19 protein-coding genes and 2 tRNA genes are annotated in these 21,463 nt (G+C 44.9%); 4 read left to right on the forward strand and 17 right to left on the reverse strand.

The window, feature by feature from the left end:
• The gene (locus AACV12_RS17720) at nt 1-2,052 is read left to right on the forward strand and encodes a putative bifunctional diguanylate cyclase/phosphodiesterase (RefSeq protein WP_170901120.1); all 2,052 of its coding nucleotides are present in this window, start codon (nt 1-3) and stop codon (nt 2,050-2,052) included.
• Between the two features lie 63 nt (nt 2,053-2,115).
• Here the strand turns inward: AACV12_RS17720 and rimI are convergent, their stop codons facing one another.
• The 4 genes from rimI to ubiT form a co-directional block, all read right to left on the reverse strand.
• Nucleotides 2,116-2,562 (reverse strand): ribosomal protein S18-alanine N-acetyltransferase, encoded by a 447-nt coding sequence (rimI, locus tag AACV12_RS17725; RefSeq protein WP_170901122.1) that lies wholly within the window; start codon nt 2,560-2,562, stop codon nt 2,116-2,118.
• Between the two features lie 4 nt (nt 2,563-2,566).
• Nucleotides 2,567-2,971 carry a DNA polymerase III subunit psi gene (locus AACV12_RS17730; RefSeq protein ID WP_017046310.1) on the reverse strand — a complete coding sequence of 135 codons (405 nt, stop codon included), beginning with the start codon at nt 2,969-2,971 and terminating at the stop codon, nt 2,567-2,569.
• Between the two features lie 261 nt (nt 2,972-3,232).
• Nucleotides 3,233-3,736, reverse strand: a complete 504-nt coding sequence (locus AACV12_RS17735) for a GNAT family N-acetyltransferase (protein WP_094132022.1) — start codon at nt 3,734-3,736, stop codon at nt 3,233-3,235.
• On the reverse strand, nt 3,720-4,247 hold the full coding sequence (gene ubiT / locus AACV12_RS17740; protein WP_010318913.1) for a ubiquinone anaerobic biosynthesis accessory factor UbiT: 528 nt from the start codon (nt 4,245-4,247) through the stop codon (nt 3,720-3,722). The genes AACV12_RS17735 and ubiT overlap by 17 nt, the downstream gene beginning before the upstream one ends.
• Before the next feature lie 196 nt (nt 4,248-4,443).
• Here ubiT and AACV12_RS17745 point away from each other — a divergent pair, with 196 nt between their 5' ends.
• The 3 genes from AACV12_RS17745 to AACV12_RS17755 all read left to right on the forward strand — a co-directional run bounded on the left by AACV12_RS17745 (nt 4,444) and on the right by AACV12_RS17755 (nt 8,502).
• Complete coding sequence (locus AACV12_RS17745) at nt 4,444-6,492, forward strand: bifunctional diguanylate cyclase/phosphodiesterase (RefSeq protein ID WP_026027438.1); 2,049 nt, start codon at nt 4,444-4,446, stop codon at nt 6,490-6,492.
• 101 nt (nt 6,493-6,593) lie between these two features.
• Entirely contained in the window at nt 6,594-7,607 is a 1,014-nt protein-coding gene (ubiU, locus tag AACV12_RS17750; RefSeq protein WP_170901124.1) for a ubiquinone anaerobic biosynthesis protein UbiU, read from the forward strand.
• A gap of 16 nt (nt 7,608-7,623) precedes the next feature.
• On the forward strand, nt 7,624-8,502 hold the full coding sequence (locus AACV12_RS17755; protein ID WP_170901126.1) for a U32 family peptidase: 879 nt from the start codon (nt 7,624-7,626) through the stop codon (nt 8,500-8,502).
• 37 nt (nt 8,503-8,539) lie between these two features.
• On the opposite strand, the gene AACV12_RS17760 is transcribed toward AACV12_RS17755, so the two are convergent.
• The 13 genes from AACV12_RS17760 to secG form a co-directional block, all read right to left on the reverse strand.
• A complete protein-coding gene (locus AACV12_RS17760; protein ID WP_170901128.1) occupies nt 8,540-9,880 on the reverse strand; it encodes an MATE family efflux transporter in 1,341 nt (446 codons plus the stop codon).
• A 40-nt stretch (nt 9,881-9,920) separates the two neighbouring features.
• Complete coding sequence (locus AACV12_RS17765) at nt 9,921-10,331, reverse strand: MarR family winged helix-turn-helix transcriptional regulator (protein WP_010318918.1); 411 nt, start codon at nt 10,329-10,331, stop codon at nt 9,921-9,923.
• 119 nt (nt 10,332-10,450) lie between these two features.
• Nucleotides 10,451-11,371: a lipoprotein NlpI gene (gene nlpI / locus AACV12_RS17770; RefSeq protein ID WP_170901130.1), complete on the reverse strand. Its 921-nt coding sequence runs from the start codon at nt 11,369-11,371 to the stop codon at nt 10,451-10,453.
• A gap of 152 nt (nt 11,372-11,523) precedes the next feature.
• Nucleotides 11,524-13,650: a polyribonucleotide nucleotidyltransferase gene (gene pnp, locus AACV12_RS17775; RefSeq protein ID WP_010318920.1), complete on the reverse strand. Its 2,127-nt coding sequence runs from the start codon at nt 13,648-13,650 to the stop codon at nt 11,524-11,526.
• Nucleotides 13,651-13,966: 316 nt separating this feature from the next.
• A complete protein-coding gene (gene rpsO / locus AACV12_RS17780; protein ID WP_010318921.1) occupies nt 13,967-14,236 on the reverse strand; it encodes a 30S ribosomal protein S15 in 270 nt (89 codons plus the stop codon).
• A 109-nt stretch (nt 14,237-14,345) separates the two neighbouring features.
• Nucleotides 14,346-15,296 (reverse strand): tRNA pseudouridine(55) synthase TruB, encoded by a 951-nt coding sequence (gene truB, locus AACV12_RS17785; RefSeq protein WP_013857615.1) that lies wholly within the window; start codon nt 15,294-15,296, stop codon nt 14,346-14,348.
• Nucleotides 15,297-15,713 carry a 30S ribosome-binding factor RbfA gene (rbfA, locus tag AACV12_RS17790; protein WP_026028089.1) on the reverse strand — a complete coding sequence of 139 codons (417 nt, stop codon included), beginning with the start codon at nt 15,711-15,713 and terminating at the stop codon, nt 15,297-15,299.
• Between the two features lie 105 nt (nt 15,714-15,818).
• On the reverse strand, nt 15,819-18,533 hold the full coding sequence (infB, locus tag AACV12_RS17795; RefSeq protein WP_017043248.1) for a translation initiation factor IF-2: 2,715 nt from the start codon (nt 18,531-18,533) through the stop codon (nt 15,819-15,821).
• A 24-nt stretch (nt 18,534-18,557) separates the two neighbouring features.
• Nucleotides 18,558-20,045, reverse strand: coding sequence for a transcription termination factor NusA (gene nusA / locus AACV12_RS17800; protein WP_013857618.1), 1,488 nt, complete (start codon nt 20,043-20,045; stop codon nt 18,558-18,560).
• Nucleotides 20,046-20,081: 36 nt separating this feature from the next.
• On the reverse strand, nt 20,082-20,537 hold the full coding sequence (gene rimP / locus AACV12_RS17805) for a ribosome maturation factor RimP (protein ID WP_013857619.1): 456 nt from the start codon (nt 20,535-20,537) through the stop codon (nt 20,082-20,084).
• Nucleotides 20,538-20,747: 210 nt separating this feature from the next.
• Nucleotides 20,748-20,824 (reverse strand) — tRNA-Met (locus tag AACV12_RS17810).
• Nucleotides 20,825-20,878: 54 nt separating this feature from the next.
• Nucleotides 20,879-20,962: transfer RNA gene (locus AACV12_RS17815), tRNA-Leu, on the reverse strand.
• Between the two features lie 26 nt (nt 20,963-20,988).
• Nucleotides 20,989-21,324 (reverse strand): preprotein translocase subunit SecG, encoded by a 336-nt coding sequence (gene secG, locus AACV12_RS17820; protein WP_010318534.1) that lies wholly within the window; start codon nt 21,322-21,324, stop codon nt 20,989-20,991.
• Nucleotides 21,325-21,463 lie beyond the last annotated feature (139 nt).

Below are 21,463 nucleotides of genomic sequence, written 5' to 3' on the forward strand. Positions count from 1 at the left end.
ATGCTGATAACCAAACAAAGAAATTCTCTGGCATTTAAACAAGCCAAAACAGTGTTCCTAGTCTCGGTGATCCTTGGGATAGGCTTTAGTTTGTATCATACTTTGCTCGACCTGCACCATGAGCAAGCTCGCATTGAAGATCACTACCGTTTTAAACTGCTGCAAAATTATTCAAATGCCAGCCAGGCTGCTTATCACCTCAACAACTTATTAGCCAATCAAGTCGTCTCTAGTCTAATGGTTGATAATGCCATTTATCATGTTGAAATTATTGATGATTTTGGCGATACACTGGCAAAAAAAAGCAGAGAAGTTCCAGCACAGACGGCTTTTATTCGGCTCTTATCAAATTATCTGACGCCTGAAATACCCATCTTTAAAACTGACTTGCATCAACCCAATTCGAGTGTGGTGGTAGGTAGCTTAAGTTTTTCCGTCAACGGCTCTTCCATTGCCAAAGAATTTATTGCAAAAACCACACGAGTATTGCTGTTTGATCTCTTTCGAAATGTGTTGCTGACTTCGATCCTGTTAGTCTTTTTTTACTACAAGCTGTCAAAACCCATCACCACGTTAATTTCGTGGGTTCGCTCATTGCAAAACAATCAACGTCCAACACAGCCGCCATTACAACAGCAAAAAAATGAGCTCAGTGAGTTAGCCGGTACTTTCTATACTTTATGGAAAGAGCGAGAGCTCGCGGATGCTAAACTTAACCAATTAGCCTACTACGACACGTTAACTGGCCTTGCTAATCGCAGCTTGCTGCTACAACTGCTCACTGATGCCATTGATAACAGTATTCGCACCCACACTTCTGGTGTGTTGTTTTACCTTGATCTCGACCGTTTCAAAACGATCAATGATTCACTTGGACACACAACGGGGGATCATTTAATCAAAGCTATCGCCATGCGTATGGATGGCTGGCTTAAACACGATTACACCGCCGCACGCATCGGTGGCGATGAGTTTGCGGTGTTGATTCCTCATCTCTCTCGCCAACAAGCAGAGAAGGTAGCTCAGCAGCTTCTGGCTCTGATTTCCAACCCTTACTCGATTGATGACCACCAGCTTTATTGCACTGTGAGTATTGGTATCTCGATTTTTCCGTCAGTGGGCAAAACCAATATCGATGTCCTTAGACAAGCCGATACAGCGCTTTACCGCGCAAAAGCGAATGGACGCAATAAATACATGTTTTATGAGCCAGAAATGCAGGCTCAAGTCGAATCGTTTCTGGAAATTGAAAAAGGCCTCCATGAAGCCCTCAATACCCAACAGTTAGAACTCTATTACCAACCTCAAGTCGATGAGCGGCACAATATTGTCGGTGTGGAAGCCTTGATCCGCTGGAACCACCCAACCAAAGGTGTATTGCCACCGGGTGTGTTTATGACCATCGCAGAAGAAACGGGGCAAATTATTCCGATTGGAAACTGGATATTAGAGCAAGCGTGCTATCAATACGCCGCTTGGAAGCGCCAAGGAGTATTACCGCCCCATTTTCGCCGTTTAGCCATCAACATCAGTCCGTTGCAGTTTTCTCAAGATTCTTTTGTTGAACACATTAACCATGCAATGCAACAAGCAGGTATTACTGGTGAACATCTTGAATTGGAGATTACTGAAGGGCTATTGCTGGAAAATGTAGAAAGTGCGATTCAAAAAATGGTGCAACTTAAAAAAAGTAAGCTGAGCATCTCGATTGATGATTTTGGCACTGGTTATTCATCACTGCGTTACCTCAAACTTTTATCGGTGGATGTGCTCAAAATCGATCGTTCTTTTGTCACTCAATTGCATCTAGATGAGAGTGACCAAGCAATTGTGGATACGATTATTATGATTGCGAAACGTTTAAATTTGGAGGTAATAGCCGAAGGTGTGGAAGAGTGCCAAGAACTCGAAACTCTCAAACAATTGGGTTGTGATCAGTTCCAAGGTTACTTATTTGATAAGCCGTTAACCGCTAAGGAAGTCGTCAAGCGTTTTGCAAGCCCATGTTATCAACTCAATGAACATCAAAAAGATAAGGCGCACCAGAAATAGTTCCGAGACGCATGACCATGAAAAAAACCTGAGTTTGCAAACGATCTGCTGATGGAAAATAAGCTACAAAAAATAGTAGCTCATGATGATCGCATCTTCTGATCCTTTCGGAGTGGGATAGTAGTTCACTCGACGATCGAGCTCATTAAAACCCAGCGATTCGTACAAGCTATAAGCGCAGATGTTGCTTTCGCGAACTTCAAGCCACGCACTTTCAGCTTGCGCTTTTTCACAGTAAGTTAAGAAAAACTCCATCAACAATTTTCCGTAACCCTTACCTTGCTGCTGCGGATCGACAGCGATATTCAACAAGGTCACCTCTCCAACAATATTCTGTGCATAGAAATAACCGACAACTTTGCCATCAACCAACATAGCATGGTGGCATGCACCACGACTCGCCAAGTCGCGTACGAGTGATTCAGCCCAAGGGTAACTGTGAGCTTGCTGCTCAATGGACCAAATAGCATCAAGATAAGGAAGTGATAAAGGCACAACATCAATATTCATAGTTTTATGACTCATAAGAACAAATTTGCTGCCACAACGCCCGACGCAGCTCGGTATTGCCATCTATCTCAACTAGCGGCGGTGACGTTAACACTTTCTGAGCCAACGGGCTTTCTCTCTTTTCACAGCCTGAAAACCACAACCATTCAATGCTGGAGCCTGTTAGTTGGCTAAGAGAGTGAGGCTCAAGATGACACGCCTGACTGATTTCGAGCCCCATACTCTTCAATACTCTTGAAAACAGCAATAGAGCACCTTGTTGCGGGTATTGGGGGGAAACGAGTAATAATCGGCACGTGCTCGGCAGCGTCACCGGATCAGGTTGATAGCCAGCCAGCCGCTGTGGATGGATAAGCTCCCAACGCTGGATGCCCATTTCTTGTAAATATTGATTTTCGTGATGTGACATCTGTTTATGACCTCATTGAACATCGCAATCCTAACAAATCAGCGCCAAGACAGAAACCGTTAATCATCCAATGACTCAAGAGTTATGCCCAAACAACTTGAAGTTGCAGGTAGGTGGCAAGTGAATTCATCCCCATGAGCCTAGATAAACGATGTGATTGGGGTGAGCGAACGTAGCCAATACTACGGTAGCTTCAAATGAGAAGGGCATAAAAGTAAACAGGGAGCTCTGGGCTCCCTGTTAAGAATAGAAATACGGTGATTAAAGATCGTTGAACTCTGGGCAATACTCAATTAAACCCGCTCGCCCGCTCAATTCGCCGTCGACTAATGCAACGATCTGAAACGCGCCAACTGGAACATCCCAACGACAACGAAAATCAGATTTCGCCGCCTCTTTAAAGCCAAAGCGTTGATAATAATCCGGGTCACCCAAAACCACACAAGCTGGATAATCGAACTCAGCCAAACAGATTAACCCCTCTTTTACCAACGAGGCGGCGACACCTTGATTTCGCCACTCTTTTTTCACGGCCAACGGTGCAAGCCCTTGCCAATTTAAGTCTTCACCATTGAGTAATACTGGGCTAAACATCACATGACCAACGACTTCGCCGTCATCATCACAGGCCACTAAAGAGAGCGTCAAATGGCTGTTTTCCCTTAATGTCATGACCAAATTAGCTTCAGCATCTGTCTCAAAGGCTGATTTTAATAAGCGGTCAATCGCTAAGATATCCGCTGGCGCTTCAGTTCGAATAAGCATTCATTACCTCATTTTGTGTCACTGGCGATTGTACGCCCTTATGCACAAAATCTGCTAGCTGATTTATTAACATCTGGAACGGTTTTGGTAAAAGCTCTAGGTCAACACTGTCCATCAGGTTCTTCACCTCTAACCCCAGTTCGGTATCCCCTTCAATGGAGAGTCGACGTTGAAAGAACAGCGTATCAGGATCTTCTTTTCGACCAGCAATCAACACCATATCATTTAGGTTACCGCTAAAGCTGACATCTTCCACTTCCGTCTTATCAGACACAACAAGTTGTTCCGCTTGATAGCTGATATACCAATTCAAATTCAAATCGCGAATTGAAACCTTTAACCATTTCCCATCAAGAAATTCAAAGTCACCTTCTTGCAAAGCCTCATGAAATATAGTTTTCAACCCTTCTAGCAAGGCTTTTTTTTGTACAACTTGCGGTAAGAAGTGGACTGGGGATCGCAAAATTGAAGCGGCGTTTTGAACTAGTTGAGTACGAATCTTGTGAATCACGAGCGTTATCCGTTACTTTGTAATGCAATAGTACCTAATCATAATGGATGTGGGGGTGCAAATTCCTGTGATGCATCAAAAAACGTACATTGTTTGAGAACCTTTTCTAGCTTAGTAATCAAAGTTATAGTTAATGTGTTACTTACGTTGTAACATCCTCATGAATATAAGTGCTCTGGAGAGTGGTAGTAGCTTGATGCCTTCGCAACATTTACAACATTGGTTTGCAAAAATCACGTCGAACAGTCCGTTCTTTTTTGCCATCTTGAACGACCAACATAACTATGTGATGGTCAATGAACGTTATTGTGATATTGCAGGGCTGAGCACAACCGAATTGGTTGGAATGAATGACTCACAAATTCTGGGTGAGCATTTCTACCGCCATCTCAAACCTTATTATGAACGGGCATTTCAAGGAGAAACGCTTGAGACCGAACTGACTCTTCACGAGATCGATTTAGAAACGAGTTTGCATTTCTCTTTATCACCTATCATGGGTGATAAAAAAGTCGAAAATATTGTGTTTCACGCGATCGACACCTCCGAAAAACAGATCCTCATTCGCTCATTAGAAGAGTCGGAAAATAAGTTTTCAACCTTGACTAGCTTGCTTCCCGATGGATTGTTGCTGGTCGATGACGACTGCATTATCTCTGCTAACCCCGCATCGGCTCGTTTACTCGGTTTTGAAAATACCTCAGAGCTTCTTGGTGAAGAGTTATCGCGCTTGTTTGTCGATGAAAAAAGTAAAACCGTATTCAGCTCTCCACTTAGTTTATTACTCGCAGGGGCACCATTGGTCTGCCTCACTGGGCCAAAGTGTGGCTTTGAACGTAAAGTTCAACTGCACGCTGGAGCCACCGTCGTGCTGGGCAACAGCTCACAACTGATTTTGATTCAAGATGCAGAAGATGCACCTAAGCAGTTGTCTTCGACTATGCATGCCGATATCCACATTGACTCGCTGACTAACTTGTATAACCGTTTTGGTTTCACTAAACGTTTAGAACAGTTCATTCAAAATGAAACCCCCCTTGTGATGCTCTATTTAGACATTGATAACTTCAAAAACATCAATGACTCTTTAGGCCATCATATTGGCGATAAAGTCATTAAAGAGGTCTCAGCACGGCTGAAACGTTTACTACCGCAACAAGCGATTGTGGGCCACCTTGGCGGCGATGAATTTGGGCTAATACTGCCTGATCCTGAAAATAGTCGCGCCGCTGAAATGTTGGCTGAACGCATCATTTCTTTGATTAACCAACCGTTTGATCTGCACCATTTCAGTAAACGCTTAGCCTGCTCCATAGGTAGTGTCGCCTACCCTGGTGACGGTAGCGATGCACGCGTATTGTTGCAAAATGCCGATACGGCGATGTATGAAGCCAAAGATCGTGGTAGAAACCGTCTGATTAAGTTCAACGATCAAATGAACAAAGAAGCGCGCATGCGCTTATGGCTTGAAATTGAACTGCAAAAAGCGCTGCAACAAAATGGCCTTGAAGTGTGGTATCAACCGAAAGTAAATGCTCGCGACTTCAGCATCAATGGTGCGGAAGCTTTGGTGCGCTGGAAACACCCTGTGGAAGGGTATATCAACCCGGGCGCTTTTATCCCTGTCGCGGAAAAAGCTGGGCTGATTGAACATTTAGGCCGAGTGGTGATGCGTGATGTCTTCTCGACCGTAAAACGCTGGAAGCTGCAAGGCATTTTACCAGGTCGCGTGGCGATCAATTTATCGCCAGAACAGTTTTGTAACCCGAAGTTGATTGATTATATGGAAAAACTGCTTCGCACCACGGAGCTTGATCCAAACTGCATCACATTTGAACTGACCGAAAGTGCCGTCATGAGCGACAGCGAACACACCTTGCAAATGTTGAACGCGATCAAAAAACTGGGCTTTTCTCTGTCCATTGACGACTTTGGTACGGGGTATTCCTCGCTCTCTTACCTCGCTCGCTTCCCGATTGATGAACTTAAAATTGACCGCGCTTTTATAACGGATATCGATACACTTCCTAAACAAATCACCGTCATTGAAAACATCATCAATTTAGGTAAATCACTCAACTTAACGGTCGTTGCCGAAGGTGTGGAAACCCAACAACAAGCCACGCTACTCTCTAATCTCAACTGTAACTCAATTCAAGGCTTCCATTTTTATCGGCCACAACCAAGGCAGGAAGTAGAAGAGTTATTCGTTCAAAATCGTCGTCATCGTTCTACTCCCAAATAAGTAAATCTCGTTTATTCGCCCCAAACCTGCCTTACATCAAATTTGCCATTCATAATGCTTCATAAAATACCACTACTTTCCCTTAGATATCGTACGGATCAATGGAACTTTTATGTCCTGCAGGTAACCTGCCTGCTCTAAAAACAGCGATCGATTGTGGTGCAGATGCGGTTTATATCGGCTTCAAAGATGATACCAATGCTCGCCACTTTGCTGGCCTTAATTTCGCAGGTAAGAAGTTAGATAAAGCGGTGCAATATGTTCATGATCACCATAAAAAAATTCATGTCGCGTTAAATACCTTCGCCCACCCTAATGGCTTCGAGCGTTGGATTCACGCCGTCGATAATGCCGCCAGTTTAGGCGTGGATGCGTTGATCATCGCCGATATCGCGGTATTGGATTATGCCGCTAACCGATATCCAGATCTGGAACTGCATCTTTCTGTGCAAGCCTCCGCCACCAACGTCGCCGCTATCGAGTTTTATAAGCAGAATTTCAATATTAAGCGGGTGGTGTTACCGCGAGTGCTATCAATCCATCAAGTCAAACAGCTCTCACGTAATATGATGAGTGACGTCGAGCTTGAAGTATTTGCCTTTGGCAGCTTATGTATTATGTCTGAAGGGCGCTGTTATCTCTCTTCCTATATGACGGGAGAATCACCCAATACTGTCGGAGCCTGTTCGCCCGCGAAGTATGTCCGCTGGCAAGAAACGGACTCAGGTTTGGAATCTCGCTTAAACGAAATTTTGATTGATAAATACGCAGCCGGAGAAAATGCAGGCTACCCAACCTTGTGCAAAGGTCGTTTTGAAGCGCAGATCGATGGGCAACCTAAACGCTACCACGCACTGGAAGAACCAACCAGTTTAAATACGTTATCACTATTACCAGAACTGTTTGCAGCCAACGTTGCCTCCGTCAAAATTGAAGGTCGCCAACGTAGCCCTGCATATGTGGAGCAAGTGACTAAAACGTGGCGAGCGGCGATTGATCGCTACCAAGCAAATCCACAAGCCTACCAAGTAGAAACAGCTTGGAACACCGCCTTAGCCAACGTTTCTGAAGGCACGCAAACGACACTCGGCGCGTACCATCGCCAATGGCAATAAGAGAATGGAGAAGAGAATGAAATATGCGCTGGGTCCTTTACTCTATTTCTGGCCCAAACAAGAGGTAGAAAATTTTTATCAACAGGCAATCAATAGCCCTGCTGATGTGATCTATTTGGGTGAATCAGTCTGCTCCAAGCGACGTGAGATAAAACCACAACACTGGTTTGAGATCGCCAAAGCGCTTTCACAAGCGGGCAAACAGGTTGTGATCTCAACCATGGCGCTACTGGAAGCGCCGAGCGAAATCAATGTGATGAAAAAGTATATTGAGAATGGCGATTTTGCGATTGAAGCAAATGACGTTTCGGCGATTCAACTCGCCAGTGAAAAACGCCTTCCTTTTGTGGTTGGGCCCGCCGTGAATGCTTACAACGCGCGCACACTGCAACTGTTCCTAAAGCAAGGGATGATCCGTTGGTGCATGCCTGTTGAACTCTCCCGTGATTGGCTAATCAATGTATTGCAACAATGTGATGAGCTTGGTATCAAAAACCAGTTTGAAGTAGAAGTTTTTAGCCACGGATACCTGCCACTGGCTTACTCCGCACGCTGCTTTACCGCACGGGCCGAAAACCGCGCAAAGGATGAATGTGATACTTGCTGTATCAAGTATCCAACCGGAATTCAGGTTCACAGCCAAGAAGGCCAAGCGGTATTTAACCTCAACGGTATCCAAACCCAGTCGGGCTATTGCTATAACCTTGCTAATGATTTACCAAGTATGGCGGGATTAGTCGATGTCGTTCGTTTAAGCCCACTAGGTCTTGAGACATTCGAGCATCTGTCGCAGTTCAAGGCCAATGAAAAAGGAGAGCATCCCTCCCCTTTAACCAATCACCAGTGTAACGGCTATTGGCACCAATTACCGGGCCTAGCGATTCAACAAAGCTGAGCGTAGCCTCCCCCTAGAGACAAGGGGGAGGCTCTTGTTAAGCGAACACGGTTTGCTTCGAGTTATCACAAGGTAGTGCACGCAAATCTCGCCACAACATCAACCCCACCACCAAACTTAACGCAATATTGGAAATGGGGAAGGCAATCCACACACCAGTCACACCATATAACTTAGGTAACAAATACAAGAACGGTAGTTGGATCGCCATATTACCAATGGTGACAAACATCGCCTTACTGCCGCGATTGGTCGCTTGATAAAAGGCGGCGGCGACAACTAAAAATCCATCCAAAAACAGCGCGAACATATGCAGTTTTAAGCCCAGTACAGCGCTTGCCATCAATTGCGGGTCAGTTGAATTGAAGACCGCAACAACCTGAGTGGAAAACAAGTTCAGCAGCACCACAAAACCCAGCCCGCCAAGCACAGCAATGCTCATTGCAATTTTGAGCAGTTTTCTAATATGAAGATAGTTTTTGGCACCATAATTGAAGCTAACTAACGGCTGCATACCATTCGCGATGCCCTCTGCCGTTAAGTAATAAACCGTGACGATATAGCCTAATATCGCGTATGCCCCAACAAGTACTGCGCTGCCATAGTGAGCAAATAGACTGTTGTGCACCGCCACCATCATCGAACCGTAGGCATACATAAAAAAGCTTGAAGTACCAATCGCAACAACCTTAGGTAACAACGACCATTGCACCCTCATCACCGAGAGTGACAGCTGCAACTTGGCTCGCGTCGAAAAGAAATAGCCTATGCCCAATACAGTCACACTTAATTGTGCGAGTGCCGTTGCTATGGCGGCACCAGTAAGTTCCCAATGTAAAACGGCAATAAACAGATAATCAAAGAGAATATTGATTATCGCACCACTCACCATCAGCAATGTGGCTAAATTAGGGCTGTCGTCGTTTCGTAACAAGAAAGGCATCGCAATAGAGCCAAGCGTAAAGACACAAGCGATCACTAATACCTGCAAATATTGCAAGCCAAGTTCGTAGACTCGTCCTTCAACGCCTTGCCACGCAATGAAATCGTCCGCAAGAAACCATAGAATTGTCGCCACCACGGGAGCTAGCATCACAAGCAACAATAGGCCAGTAGCAAGCACTTGCTTGGCTGCCGCCATGTTCCCTTCACCTTGCTTGATCGAAGCCAGAGCACCAGTTCCTACGCCCACCAACATGCCAAGCCCTAAAATAAAGCCAATAATAGGCCACGCAACGTTAATGCCCGCCAATCCCTCAGCACCAACATAATGACCAATAAAAATACCATCCACCACTTGATACAAGCCATTGACTAACATAGCTGCCACGGTCGGAATGGTATAGCGCCAAAATTGGCGGTAAATTGAATTTTTCATAACAGACACCATAGTTAGCAAAGCTAACTATATAAGTAAATTAAAGTAATACTTTGGATAACAACATATTAAAACACAGTGCTTCTTCTTCCGAGAGATGCTTAGTCACTTGCTCTGCGACAACAGCGTACACTTTCGCTTCATCCGCTAAATGCTCACGCGCAGTATCGGTGAGAGAAACTCGGTAAGAACGCGCATCATCTTGGCATTGTGCCGTCTGAACTAACCCTTTATTTTTAAGCCTTTTAACCATATTTGATACCGATGGTTTACTCACTTCCATCTCATTAGCTAAATCAGTTAAGCGCAGTGGCAAAGAAGAGCTTTGAATCACTTTAAGGTAATCATATTCATTAAAGCTCAATTGTGAAATGGGATCAGCTTTGCTATACCGACGCCAGATTTTGGCACTAAAACGCTCTAATTTTTCTAAGTTAGCTTCTAGTTTCACTGTTTTTCAAATCAAAATGGTTATCAAGACTAACTATTTTATGGATCTTTAGATCGTTAAGCAACAAAAAAGCCGCTGAAAAAGTCAGCGGCTTTAAGGGAAAGGATATAGCAAGGTATTTATTGCTGAGACTCTGGCTGTTCTGCTTTCGCCTTAGCTAAATAGTCGGCTCTTACTTGCTGGAAAATTTTCCCCAATTCAAGATAAGCGTATCGATGCTCAACATATTCGTAGACGTTAAATGACAACGCAAGCTTGTACAAGGCGATCGCGTGCGCGTAATTTCCCTCTTGTTGGTAACGCTTAGCGAGATAAAAATAGACTTCAGTTAAACGCTGTGCTTGTATCGCATTACCGCTGCCTTCTTCTAAGATCATCTTAAAAGCTTGCTCTTCCGATATCTCTTTAAGCGTTAACGCAACCAAGAGCCATCCCCATTGATCATCTCGAACTTGATAGCGATTGAAGAGATCCACACGTGCCTGCAAAGGCTCGCTTTCACTTTGAATAATATATAGCCACAATGCACGGAAGGGATCGCTAGGATCATGTTGATAATGTGCGCGAATCTCTTCTAACGCAAGTTCTGTACGGTCGCCGTAATAAAGTGCGATGGCTCTGTTACGCTCAGCGTAAAAATTGTCAGGTTCAAGTTCTAATGTCGAATCAAATGCCTCATAAGCGGCATCAAACTCTGCAACTTGCGTGTAATACACGCCTAATAAATTAAAGATATCAGGCTGCGCCGGGTTAAGCGCGAGCGACTGCTCAAAATCTAAACGTGCTAAAGTGCGTAGCCCAACACTGTCGTAGTTGTTACCACGCTCATAAAACATTTTGGCCCGCACATCATCAGGCAGATCAGTACGTTGTAACAGTTGCGTCAAACGCGCTATCTGAACTTGTTGCTGTAATGAAGACTGCAATGGCACTGCCATCGGAGGGTATACCCATTGACTTTGATTGTCATTTTGAGTTGACGCGCAGCCCGACATTATCAGTATCAAAGCACTCAATGCGGCCGTTGGAAACCATTTCACAAATAAAACTCCTGTGTACCCCAAAGCTCAAGATAAGTGGGTGTATCGCATTAATCTAGGCATGAAAAAGGGAGCGAATAACGCTCCCTTTATATCATGCTTTATGTTGAAAAGGCGACTAAAGCGCCGTGCTTCTCAAGCTTAAAGTGGCCTTATTCAGCCGTTGGTGCTGCAACAACTTCTTCAGCTGGTTTCTCTACCGCTTCTTTCATGCTTAGACGAACACGGCCTTGGCGGTCGATTTCAAGTACTTTAACTTGAACTTCTTGGCCTTCTTTCAAGTAATCAGACACTTTCTCGATGCGTTGATCCGCGATTTGAGAAATGTGTACCAGACCATCTTTACCAGGAAGAATGTTAACGAACGCGCCAAAATCAGCCAGACGAGCGACCTTACCAGTATAGATAGCGCCGACTTCAACTTCAGCCGTGATCTCTTCAATGCGACGAATCGCTTCTTTAGCTTGAGCGCTATCGGTTGCTGCAATCTTGATTGTGCCGTCATCTTCGATTTCGATGGTTGTGCCCGTCTCTTCAGTTAGAGCACGGATCACAGCACCACCTTTACCGATCACGTCTTTGATTTTCTCAGAGCTGATCTTCATGGTGTAAATGCGTGGTGCAAATTCAGAAATCTCAGCACGAGCACCAGAGATCGCTTGATCCATCACAGAAAGGATATGCTTACGTGCACCTTGTGCTTGGTTTAGCGCAATTTGCATGATCTCTTTGGTGATACCTTCGATCTTAATGTCCATTTGCAGTGCAGTGATACCTTGGTTAGTACCCGCTACTTTAAAGTCCATGTCACCTAGGTGATCTTCATCACCAAGAATGTCAGAAAGAACAACGAAATCATCGCCTTCTTTAACAAGACCCATTGCAATACCTGCAACTGAAGACTTGATAGGTACACCTGCATCCATCAGAGCAAGAGAAGTACCACATACCGAAGCCATTGAAGATGAACCGTTAGATTCTGTGATTTCTGATACTACACGAACTGTGTATGGGAACTCTTCCACTGAAGGCATAACGGCAGCGATACCACGCTTAGCCAGTTTACCGTGGCCGATTTCACGACGCTTAGGAGAGCCTACAAAACCAGTTTCGCCCACACAGTATGGAGGGAAGTTGTAGTGTAGTAGGAAGTTATCTTTACGCTCACCTGTTAGCTCATCGATGATTTGAGCATCACGCTGAGTACCAAGAGTAGCGGTTACGATTGCCTGAGTTTCACCACGAGTAAATAGTGCAGAACCGTGAGTACGAGGAAGAATACCAGTGCGTACGTCTAGCGCACGAACCATGTCTTTTTCACGACCGTCAATACGTGGGTTGCCAGCAATAATGCTACGACGTACAACCGTCTTCTCTAGATCGTGGAAGATAGTGTGGATTTCTTTCGCATTTGCTTCAGGATCTTCAGCAAGAATTACTTTGTTTACTTCAGCAGCAATTTCATGAATACGGTCGTAACGAGCCATTTTTTCAGTGATTTTGTAAGCTTCAACAAGCTTAGCTTCTGCTAGTTCAGCGATCTTGCTGTTAAGTACTGTGTTCTCTTGAGGAGCAACCCAATCCCAAGCTGGAGTGGCAACTTCAGCAGCAAATTCATTGATCGCTTTAATCACAGCTTGTTGTTGGTCGTGGCCGTAAACAACCGCTGCTAGCATTTCTTCTTCAGTTAGGTTATCCGCTTCTGACTCAACCATCAGTACCGCGTTGTCTGTACCTGCAACCACAAGATCAAGACGAGATACAGCAAGCTCGGTCATGCTTGGGTTAAGCACTAATTGACCATCAATGTGACCCACGCGCGCCGCGCCAATAGGACCATTGAATGGAATACCAGAGATAGCAAGTGCTGCTGAAGTACCAATCATAGTTACGATGTCAGGTTGAACGTCTGGGTTTACAGACATCACTGTCGCGATGACTTGAACTTCATTTTTAAATGCATTAGGGAAAAGAGGACGAATTGGGCGGTCAATCAGACGCGCAGTCAAAGTTTCGCCTTCTGATGGACGACCTTCACGCTTGAAGAAGCCACCTGGAATTTTACCCGCTGCGTAAGTACGCTCTTGGTAGTTAACAGTAAGAGGGAAGAAGTCTTGACCTTCTACTGCTTCTTTTTTACCAACAACAGAAACGAATACCGCGGTATCGTTCATAGTGACCATAACGGCCGATGTAGCTTGGCGTGCGATAACGCCGGTTTCTAGAGTGACGGTATGATTACCGTATTGGAATGATTTCACTACTGGTTTATCAAACATTGTTTATCCTTGCTCTAGAGTTGCCTCTAGATTGAATGAAATAACACTCAAGACATTACGAATCGCGACTAGTAAAAATAGGCTCTATATCACGGGAAACAAAGCGTTGGGCTTGCCGCTCCCACTGGTATCTGAACGCTACTTTTAATAGCCGCGACCTGCTGGCCGACTTCGGTGACTGTAATGCTATGAGTATGAAGCGTTAAAGTACATACAACAGACTTTAACGGCGGGTAGTATAGCGACTTAGGAGAGATTGTGCCAAATTTAGATAACAAAAAAGGGGCTAAAAGCCCCTTTTCTGAACAAACTGATCTTAGCGACGTAGCTCAAGACGTTTGATTAGGTCTTGGTAACGACCTAAATCTTTACCTTTTAGGTAGTCTAGAAGCTTACGACGGCTTGAAACCATACGTAGTAGACCACGACGGCTGTGGTGATCGCCTTTGTGAGTTTTGAAGTGACCTTGTAGGTGGTTGATAGAAGCAGTTAGTAGTGCTACTTGTACTTCTGGTGAACCAGTGTCGCCTTCGCCACGTGCGTATTCAGCAACGATTGCCGCTTTAGTTTCTGCATTCAGAGACATAATGCTCTCCTAATAAGAGTAAGTTTAAAGGTGTAGCAGCCAATCTCTGATTCAGCCGCTACGCGAAGCCGGGATTATAGGGAAATCCCCAACGTTAAGCAATAGCTATTTAAAGCGACTCTTCGTCTCTAAAAACGACCAATCGCTTAGGCGCAACACGACCATCTTGGTCAATTTCACCCACACCGATAAAGAGTTTCTCTTCACCCATGGTCATGCGCACTGTGCCATCAAGTGGCACACCCAACACTTGCACTGGTTGGCCATGTTGTACCATGTCTGCCAACTCAGGAATAAGGTTAACTTCCGGCAAATCTTGCACCGCACTGTCCATTGGCATCAATAACGAGTCCAACACATTTTTCGGTGCGACATCATCACGCAGCGCCTGTTGCAGCAATGCATCAAGTTGCTCTAAAGTCACCATCTTCTCATATGGGTACTTCGCGACCGCAGTACGACGCAGCATGGTCACATGTGCGCCACAACCAAGCATTTCACCTAAGTCATCCACGATAGTGCGGATATACGTGCCTTTCGAACAGTGCACATCCATTTCAACTTCATCACCTTCGAAACGAATCAATTCAATATCATAGACAGTGATTTTTCGAGATTCGCGCGGAATATCAATGCCTTCACGAGCGTATTCATATAGAGGACGGCCTTGATATTTCAGTGCAGAAAACATTGACGGAATTTGGTCGGTTTCACCACGAAAACGCTCGATGCACTCTCGCAGGGTATTTAATTGCACATTGACAGGGCGTGTTTCCACTACCTCTCCGTCTGAATCAGAGGTATTGGTTCGCTCACCCAGTTTTGCAATGACTCGATAACGCTTATCTGAATCAAGTAAAAACTGAGAGAATTTTGTCGCTTCACCAAGGCAAATAGGCAACATTCCTGTTGCCAAGGGATCGAGCGCGCCAGTGTGTCCGGCTTTTTCTGCAAAATAAATACGTTTTACTTTTTGTAAGGCATCATTCGAGGAGATACCCGTTGGCTTATCCAGTAAAATTACCCCGTTGATTGGGCGACCTTTACGACGACGAGCCATCTATTCATTCCCTTCTTCTGCAGACGCTTCATCTTCACGTCCTGCATCTTTCTGTCTGCGCTTATCATTGCTGACCACTTCAGTCACCAAGTTGGACATGCGCATACCTTCAACCAAAGTATTGTCATAAGTGAAGCGAATTTCTGGTGTCAAACGTAAGCGAATACGTTTGCCAAGCATCATGCGGATATGAACTTCATGCTCTTTTAACGCAGCTAAGCAGCTTTCTGGGGTCTGCTCACCAACGCATAGAAACGTCACAAACACTTTTGCATAAGCAAGGTCACGTGACACTTCGACTTCTGAAATAGTCACCATACCTAAGCGTGAGTCGCGGACTTCACGTTGTATGATCATGGCGAGTTCTTTTTGCAGCTGTTGGGATACGCGCTGCGTGCGGCTAAATTCTTTTGACATATCTTTTCTCACATATAGAAAGAATGGGGGGATGGTTCAACCCAGCCCCCCATGGTGTATTCAACAACCGATTACTGTCTATTTCAATACAGCAACGTCAGTCAATTAATCCAGTGTACGTTTAATTTCCACTGTTTCGAAGACTTCAATTTGGTCACCAACGCGAACATCATTGTAGTTCTTAACGCCGATACCACATTCATAGCCATTCTTCACTTCTTGCACGTCATCTTTAAAGCGACGTAGCGACTCAAGCTCACCTTCGTAGATAACCACGTTATCACGTAGAACACGGATAGGGCTATTACGTTTTATAACGCCTTCAGTCACCATACAACCAGCAACTGCGCCTAGTTTAGGTGATTTGAATACTTCACGAACCTGAGCAAGACCAATGATCTCTTGCTTAAACTCTGGTGCTAGCATGCCGCTCATGGCCGCTTTTACTTCATCAATCAATTGGTAAATGATTGAGTAGTAACGTAGGTCTAAGTTTTCAGATTCGATAGTACGACGAGCTGATGCATCAGCTCGAACGTTAAAGCCAAGCACGATAGCGTTAGAAGCTGCTGCAAGTACTGCGTCAGTTTCTGTGATACCACCCACACCAGAACCCACGATGTTCACTTTCACTTCATCAGTTGAAAGGTTACGCAGTGAATCAGCAATGGCTTCAACCGAACCTTGAACGTCTGCTTTTAGTACCACGTTCAATTCAGCCACTTCGCCCGCTGTCATGTTAGAGAACATGTTTTCAAGCTTAGATTTCTGCTGACGTGCAAGCTTCACATCACGGAATTTACCTTGACGATAATTTGCCACTTCACGTGCTTTACGCTCATCACGAACTACTGTTGCTTCATCACCGGCAGCTGGAACACCAGACAAACCTAGAATTTCAACAGGAATTGATGGGCCCGCTTCCGTAACTTCGTTACCAGTTTCGTCGCGCATCGCACGAACACGGCCATATTCTTGACCACACAGTACGATGTCGCCTTTGCGTAGTGTTCCTGATTGAACAAGAACGGTTGCTACAGGGCCACGGCCTTTATCAAGACGAGATTCAACCACCACACCAGACGCCATACCATCTTTAACAGCATGAAGCTCAAGAACTTCAGCTTGAAGTAGGATAGCTTCTAGTAGGCCATCAATATTAGTTCCCTGTTTCGCAGAGATGTGAACAAACATGTTCTCACCGCCCCACTCTTCAGGAATGATGTTGTGTTGAGCAAGCTCATTTTTCACGCCATCTGGGTTCGCACCATCTTTATCGATTTTGTTCACTGCAACGATAAGTGGCACATTCGCCGCTTTCGCATGTTGAATCGCTTCAACCGTTTGTGGCATCACGCCATCATCTGCTGCAACAACCAATACAACGATATCTGTCGCTTGAGCACCACGAGCACGCATTGAAGTAAACGCAGCGTGTCCAGGAGTATCAAGGAAGGTGATCATACCGTTTGGTGTTTCAACGTGGTAAGCACCAATGTGCTGAGTAATACCACCGGCCTCGCCTGATGCAACGTGTGTGCGACGGATGTAATCAAGTGTTGATGTCTTACCGTGGTCAACGTGACCCATGATGGTCACAACTGGCGCACGAGGCACTGCTTCAAACTTGTTATCACGGTCAGAAAGGATCGCTTCTTCCAGTTCATTCTCTTTGCGGATGAGAACTTTATGACCCATTTCTTCAGCGACTAATTGCGCGGTTTCTTGGTCGATCACTTGGTTGATGGTTGCCATTGCGCCCATCTTCATCATCACTTTGATAACTTCAGTTGCTTTCACTGACATTTTGTTTGCCAGTTCAGAAAGAACAATCGTTTCACCGATCACAACATCTTGCTTAGCGACAACCGCTGTTTTATCAAAACCATGTTGCATCGATGCAGGTTTAGCCATACGACCTTTACGAGCTTTGCCTCGGCGCGTACCGCGCTCTTGCTTATCATCCTGAGATGAGATTTTGCTCTTATTAGCTTTCGTAGATTTACGGCTAGCACCTTCTTCACGGCGATCTGCTTCATCTTCGGCTTCACGTGCATACGTTGAAGTCGTAACATGGTAATCTGTATTTTCTTCCATACTACCCTTTTTCTCTTCTTCAGCAGACCAACGCTCTTTATTCTTCTCAGCCAATTCACGTGCTATTTCTAGCTGGCGCTGACTTTCCTCTTCAGCTTTACGTAATGCTTCGGCTTCTTGACGACGTTTAAGCTCTTCGGCTTCTTTTCGCGCTGCTTCTTGCTTCATTTTATTTTCAGCAGAAAGTTCTGGTTTCACTGCAGAACGTTTTGCTTTCTCATCCGCGTTAGCTGTTGCATTCGTTTGTGCTTCAACCTTCGCTTTCTCTTGTGCCTCACGCTTCGCTTTTTCTTCGGCTTCACGCTTTGCTTTTTCTTCGGCTTCGCGCTCTGCTTTTGCTTGTGCTTCACGCGCTGCTAATTCTTGTGCTTCACGTTGCGCGGCTTCTTCCGCTTCACGTGTTGCTTCATCGTCTACTGCACTGCGCTTAACGTAGGTACGTTTTTTACGCACTTCAACTTGAACATTCTTACTTTTGCCGCCGCCGGCATTGACGCTCAATGTGCTGCGTGTTTTTCGCTGCAACGTCAAACGAGTCGGCTCTGAGTCACCAGTGGTATCACCGTGCTCTTTTCTAAGATGTGACAGTAGCTTATGCTTTTCATCATCAGAAACGTTATCAGAACTCGTTTTGTTCATGCCTGCATCAGCAAGTTGTTCTAACAAGCGGTCAACTGGCGTACCAATTTCTTCACTCAGTGCTTTAACTGTAAGTTGTGTCATGCCGCTCTCTCCCCTTGCTGAGAATTATTCTTCTTCGCTAAACCAACAAATATTGCGCGCTGCCATGATCAATTGACCGGCACGCTCTTCTGTTAGACCTTCAATATTTTCGAGGTCATCAATACCTTGGTCAGCAAGATCTTCTAATGTGACTATGCCTTTCGCTGCGAGTTTAAAGGCCATTTCACGCTCTAAACCTTCTAGTGCGAGCAGATCTTCTGCTGGCTCTAGCCCTTCAAAAGACTCTTCTTGTGCTAGCGCAATCGTGGTCAACGCATTCTTCGCGCGAGTACGCAATGCTTCGATGATATCTTCATCTAGGCCGTCAACTTCAAGTAGCTCAGCAACTGGCACATAAGCCACTTCTTCAAGCGTTGAGAAGCCTTCTTCAACCAATAACTCAGCGAAGTCTTGCTCGATATCGAGGTACTTCATGAAGTTTTCAATAGAAGCCATCGATTCTTCTTGATGTTTTTTCTGTAGATCAGCAACCGTCATAACATTCAATTCCCAACCAGTCAGTTGAGAAGCGAGACGTACGTTTTGACCATTACGACCAATTGCTTGCGCTAGGTTATCCGCTTCAACAGCAATATCAATTGAGTGCGTATCTTCATCCATGATGATCGATGCAACATCTGCTGGTGCCATTGCATTGATAACAAATTGAGCTGGGTTATCATCCCAAAGAACGATATCAATGCGCTCACCGCCGAGCTCACTCGATACGGCTTGAACACGTGCTCCACGCATACCGACACACGCGCCCACAGGGTCAATGCGTTTGTCATTGGTTTTGACTGCAATTTTCGCACGCGAACCCGGATCACGAGCCGCGGCTTTCAATTCAATCAGCTCTTCACCGATTTCTGGCACTTCTACACGGAATAGCTCAGCGAGCATTTCTGGTTTTGAACGAGTAATGAAGAGTTGGAATCCGCGCGCTTCAGGGCGTACAGCATATAGCAGACCACGAACTCGGTCACCTGGACGAAAGTTTTCACGCGGTAGCTGGTCATCACGTAAAATAACCGCTTCAGCGTTATTACCTAAATCCAGAATAACCGAATCACGGTTTACTTTCTTAACAACGCCAGTAACCAACTCACCTTCGTTATCAATAAACTGTTCGACGATTTGCGCACGTTCAGCTTCACGCACTTTTTGTACGATAACTTGTTTTGCTGTTTGTGTTGTAATACGGTCAAAGGTCACTGATTCAATTTGATCTTCAATATATTGACCAAGTTCAGCTGTTTCGTCGTCGTATTTAGCTGCATCGTATGAAATTTCTTTTGTTGGATGTTCAACATTTTCAACGATTAACCAACGGCGAAAAGTTTCAAACTCACCCGTTTTACGGTCGATAGCAACACGTACATCGACTTCAATTTCATGTTTCTTCTTTGTTGATGTGGCAAGCGCAGTTTCAAGCGCCTCAAAAATACGCTCACGAGGTACGGCCTTCTCGTTCGAAACCGCCTCAACTACCGCTAAAATTTCTTTACTCATTTAATCTAGCCTCTTAAGCTCTTTTCTCTAGGAGAACTAAAATTTAGGGATCAGGTTAGCTTTAGAAATATTGCTTAGCGCAAATAGTTCTTCTTTCCCATCAACGCTAATTGCAACGGTTTCGCCATCAATAGAATGGATAATTCCTTTCCATTTGCGACGGTTGCCGACACCCATTTTCAAAACGATGCTGACTTCGTGACCAATAAACTGTTCATAATGCGCTGCTTTAAAAAGTGGTCTCTCTAAACCTGGTGAAGAAACTTCTAGGTTGTAAGCCACAGAAATTGGATCTTCAACATCGAGCACAGCACTCACTTGATGGCTCACTTCTGCGCAATCATCAACGTTAATACCGTTTTCATGATCAATATAGATGCGTAATGTTGAGTGCTCTCCGGCACGAATAAATTCTAATCCAACTAACTCATAACCTGATGCAGCTACTGGAGCGTCAAGCATTTCAGTAAGTTGTCTTTCTAAACCAGTCATTTAAACCACTCCAGAAACAAAAAAAGGGCACAGAGCCCAATTTAAATTCCAAGCAACTATCTGAAAATCTCATACTTGAGAAACTCAGATAACAAAAAACCCCGATTAGTCGGGGTTTTTTGTTGCTGGACCCTGATGATTGAGAATCTAAATTCTCAATTGCAGTGAGGTTGACACTGCACAAACTTGCATCCAAAACCCAAAAAGAATTGGTTGCGGGGGCCGGATTTGAACCGACGACCTTCGGGTTATGAGCCCGACGAGCTACCAAGCTGCTCCACCCCGCGTCCGACTTGCGAGCATTATACGCTCTATCAAGTGATTTACAAGTTTGTAAATAATGGTGCCGAGAGAGGGACTCGAACCCTCACACCTAAGGCGCTAGCACCTCATGCTAGTGTGTCTACCAATTTCACCATCTCGGCAATTATTTGTACTTATCTAAGATAAGTTATTGCGGGATTTCGTCACCAGATTTTACTGGAACGTCACTCGCTGTATCCGTAGTTTGCTCAATCACTTGACCTTTAGTTGGGTCAATCCATTGTGATTCAGTTTTATGCGTAGACAAATTGCCCAATGCCAAACTAAGAATGAAGAATACGGTTGCAAAAATTGCAGTCATTCGGGTTAGGAAATTTCCTGAGCCACTAGCACCAAACACAGTGTTTGACGCGCCAGCACCGAAAGAGGCTCCCATATCTGCGCCTTTACCTTGTTGAATTAACACTAGGCCAATGATACCAAGCGCTGCCAACAGGTAAATCACAAGTAGAACTGTAAACATTACTTCCACCTATGTTCCAAATAGTTGAGCCAGCGCCGTTCTTATCAACTGACTTGAACAAGGCTAGCGACCTCCTCAACGAAGGCGGACGCAATACTAACGAATGCATCCCATGCTGACAAGGAGTATTTTATAAAAA

Source organism: Vibrio sp. 2-2(8), from assembly GCF_963888495.1.
GTDB classification, from domain to species: Bacteria; Pseudomonadota; Gammaproteobacteria; order Enterobacterales; family Vibrionaceae; genus Vibrio; species Vibrio anguillarum.